Source organism: uncultured Enorma sp., from assembly GCA_905210055.1.
GTDB lineage: Bacteria > Actinomycetota > Coriobacteriia > Coriobacteriales > Coriobacteriaceae > Enorma.
This window is the reverse complement of the sequence record CAJLVH010000162.1, coordinates 1-3,647: the sequence shown is the minus strand read 5'-3', so window position 1 is coordinate 3,647 and position 3,647 is coordinate 1. Positions and strand designations below refer to the sequence as shown.

General features: G+C 64.7%; 3 protein-coding genes and 1 pseudogene. All 4 read right to left on the bottom strand.

The features are described from left to right. Positions 1-104: 104 nt before the first annotated feature. A complete protein-coding gene (gene ruvB, locus QZ079_RS08520; protein WP_297037439.1) occupies positions 105-1,184 on the bottom strand; it encodes a Holliday junction branch migration DNA helicase RuvB in 1,080 nt (359 codons plus the stop codon). Continuing rightward, positions 1,184-1,801, bottom strand: a complete 618-nt coding sequence (gene ruvA, locus QZ079_RS08515) for a Holliday junction branch migration protein RuvA (RefSeq protein WP_297037438.1) — start codon at positions 1,799-1,801, stop codon at positions 1,184-1,186. The genes ruvB and ruvA overlap by 1 nt, the downstream gene beginning before the upstream one ends. Further along, positions 1,798-2,322 (bottom strand): crossover junction endodeoxyribonuclease RuvC, encoded by a 525-nt coding sequence (ruvC, locus tag QZ079_RS08510; protein ID WP_291289778.1) that lies wholly within the window; start codon positions 2,320-2,322, stop codon positions 1,798-1,800. The genes ruvA and ruvC overlap by 4 nt, the downstream gene beginning before the upstream one ends. Before the next feature lie 133 nt (positions 2,323-2,455). After that, positions 2,456-3,647 (bottom strand): annotated as a pseudogene (locus tag QZ079_RS08505) (hypothetical protein); the annotation flags it as partial.

The following is a 3,647-nucleotide window of genomic DNA, read 5'->3' as shown; positions in this document are numbered from 1 at the left end:
ATATCTTTGTATCGAAAACGTCACAAACGTACCCGTCCCCAAAGTGTCGCCACGCCGCCCCAGGAACGAGCGCAAAGCGACGCAGCAAAAGTGTTGCCCGTTCGCTACTTTGTTGGAGGCTCCATACCGAGGTGCTCGAAGGCGGTGAGTGTCGCCATGCGACCCTGCGGGGTACGCACCATGAGACCGCGCTGCAGCAGATACGGCTCGTACACGTCTTCAAGCGTCGCGGGATCCTCGCCCACCGCGCTCGCGAGCGTGGTGAGCCCCACCGCCCGGCCGCGGAACGTCCCAGCAAGCGTCTCTAGAATGCGGATATCCATCCAATCGAGGCCGAGTTCATCGATCTCGAAGAACTCGAGCGCCTCCCGCGCGATATCGACGTCGATCGACCCCCCGCCGCGCACTTGCGCATAATCGCGCACGCGCTTGAGCAGACGGTTTGCCAAGCGCGGCGTACCGCGCGAGCGCGATGCGATCTCGGCGGCGGAATCGTAGTCGATCGCCACGCCGAGAATCGCGGCGGAACGCTGCACGATCTGCGCCAGATCTTCCACCGAATAATAATCGAGCCTGAACGAGATGCCGAAGCGGTCGCGCAAGGGGCCGGTGAGCATACCGGAACGCGTCGTCGCGCCCACGAGCGTGAAATGCGGGATCTCGAGGCGGATGGAGCGGGCGGCGGGTCCCTTGCCAATCACGATATCGAGAGCGAAATCTTCCATGGCAGGATAGAGGATCTCTTCCACCGAGCGATTCAGGCGATGGATCTCGTCGATGAAGAGCACATCTCCCGGCTGGAGATTCGTGAGGATCGCGGCGAGGTCACCCGTACGCTCGATCGCAGGGCCAGAGGTCGTCTTGATCTGCGCGCCAAGCTCGTTGGCGACCACCGTAGCCAGCGTGGTCTTGCCCAAGCCCGGAGGGCCGGAGAAGATCACGTGGTCGAGCGTCTCTCCTCTGCTTTGCGCGGCCTCGATGAGAATGCGCAGGCTCTGCTTGATATGTTCCTGGCCGCAATAGTCGTCCAAGCGTTGCGGGCGCAGGCTCCGTTCAACGTCGAGGTCATCGGAGGTGAGGTTGCCCGTCACGAACCGATCGCCCCGGGTGTGGCCAGCAGCCCCCGCGGCCTGTGCACGCGGCGTGTCCTCCCATAGGTCCTGTCCGGCGTCTGCTTCCCACATCATGCATCCATCCCGAGTCGCTTGAGCGCGGCAGCGAGCAGATCTTCAACCCGCATGGCCTCACCATCATACCCGTCAAGCGCGAGCTCCGTCTCCTGGGGACTGAAGCCCATGGAGAGCAACGCTGCCTTCGCGTCTTCGAGCGGTGTGGAAGCGGGGCGCGCGACCGGTATGCGGCCAGAAGCGGGAACATCAGCCACAGCGAGCTCGCGGTCTTTTGCAAGCGACCCCTTAAGTTCAAGGATGAGGCGCTGCGCGGTCTTCTTCCCCACGCCGGAAACGGCTGACATGCCGGCAAGGTCTTCGGCCATGACGATGGAGAAGATCTGCGAGACGGAGTACTTCGAAAGCACCGCGAGCGCCAGGCGCGGCCCCACGCTCGACACGCCGACGAGCCGGTCGAACATGGTGCGCTCCTCCGCGGTCGCGAAGCCGAAGAGCGCCACCGTATCGTTTCCCACGCGCATCCGCGTGAAGAGCCGAACTTCCTCGCCGAGTTGCGGCAAGGCAGCGGCGGTCATACCCGAGATGCCCAGCTCGAACCCAATGCCCGATACATCGAGCACCGCGACCGAAGGCGTCGCCTCGACGAGCGTTCCGCGAAGTTGAGCGATCATGCGTAGGGGTTTCCCTTCTCCTTGACATAGGCACCGCTCGTTGCGGCCGCGGTGCGCCACAGGTTGGCATGGCAGATGGCGCATGCGAGCGCGTCCGCCGCATGGTCCGGTTTGGGATCGTGGTCGAGATGGAGGAGGTTGCGCACCATGAACGTGACCTGACGCTTGTCTGCGGCACCGGTGCCAACCACGGCCTGCTTGATCTGCATGGGTGTGTACTCCCCCACATCCACGCCGGCGAGCGAGCAGGCGACAAGCGCCGCGCCGCGGGCATGGGCGGTCGGGATGGCGGAGCGTACGTTCGCGCCGAAGTAGATGCCCTCTACCGCCGCAGCATGTGGCTGATAGCGGTCGACAACCGAAACGAGCTCGTCCACGATATGCCTCAGGCGCGCTGCGAGATCGGTCTCGCAGTCCGTTCGGATACAGCCGTACGCCCGACAACGGCACTCGCCGCGACGCTCTTCGATCACACCCCAGCCGGTATTGGCCAGCCCGGGGTCGATCCCCAATACGACCATGCGCACCTCCCCTCGCCAACAACTACCTGTCATGACACCTTTCGAACATCTGTTCTAGTATAGCATAGCAGGCAGCTGCGGTCGCGCAGATGCGAAACTTCAAATTGTGAAAACTCGGCCGGGCTGGATGGCGTCAATTCTGGGAGAAGAACGAGAAGCCGTGCGGGCCTCGGGGATTGCCGCCCGTACCAGGCGCACCGCCCTGCTCGAAAAGCTGCTGCAACGAGCGTTGGATCTGCTCTTCGACCTGCGGGAGATTCGATCCCAGGCGCGCACGCCCCTCTTCAGACCCCAACTCTTCGAGTTCTTCCGAAGAGATGCCCAGAAGATTGCTGATGAAGCTCAGGACCTCGTTTCTCATGCGCTCGCCCATCTCAACGCCGCGCGATTCGGAACGCTCGACCTCCGCCTTGAGGAGCGCTTCGAGCGTGAGCGGCTCCGCCCCCTGGCGTCCGAAATCCGACCAAGCGAGCGCCGCCGGCCACGCCCGTTCGACGAACGAGCAGCCCGAGACCACCGGATACGCCGGAAGGGAGCGGCGCACCGCCTCGCCCTGGCGAACGAGCAAAAGCGCGAGCGCTACGGCATCGGGACGCGTCTTCGTAAGCGGGATGTCCTCGAACGAGAGCGCGCGATCGACATGCGCCTCGAGCACGCCGTCGAGCTCCGAGGGCTCGAGCGCGCCCAGCAGTGCGTCGATGCGCTCGGAGAACGCCGCGTCGATATTGGCGAAGGCCGCGGCTCGTGCAACGATCTCTGCTTGACACGCCTTCACGGCATGCAGCGACACCAGCTGGGCGGGAAGCGCCGCACCCGAGCGATTCCGCCAGCGCGCGAGAAACTCAAGGGCGGTGAGGTACACATCGCCGAACGGCGCGACGGCACCGGCGCAACCCGCCGTGACGCCATCTGCCGCTATGGCGTACGCTGTCTTGCAGAGCGACCGCACCGGTAGCGCTCGCGTATCCGCCGCGAGGTCTGAAAGAAGTAAGCCCTCGAATGCTGCGCGGGCACGTTGCACCGCATTCGTCCCGGGCATGCCCGCACTGTCGGCACCCAGAGCGGCGACGGGCACATCGCGATCGAGCAGTTCGGCAAGGTCTGGCTCGGTGCGCTCTACGAGGCGGATGTGCAGGTTCGTCGCGAGCGAGCGCACGAGCTCGAGACGTTCGCACTCACGAGCCTCCGCCTCCGGTGTGAACGTACGGGAGCGGGCGACCACGATCCCCAGCACGTTCCTCGGCCCGAATGCATCCACGCATAGCGCCGCGGCAAGGGAGCTCGGCAGGTCGCCGGAAAGCACGATCGCTGCCCGCGAACGCCCG

Bases quoted from the DNA above. Each gene is read 5' to 3' on its own strand.
- ruvB (WP_297037439.1), bottom strand. From the start codon at position 1,184: ATGTGGGAAGCAGACGCCGGACAGGACCTATGGGAGGACACGCCGCGT.
- ruvA (WP_297037438.1), bottom strand. From the start codon at position 1,801: ATGATCGCTCAACTTCGCGGAACGCTCGTCGAGGCGACGCCTTCGGTC.
- ruvC (WP_291289778.1), bottom strand. From the start codon at position 2,322: ATGGTCGTATTGGGGATCGACCCCGGGCTGGCCAATACCGGCTGGGGT.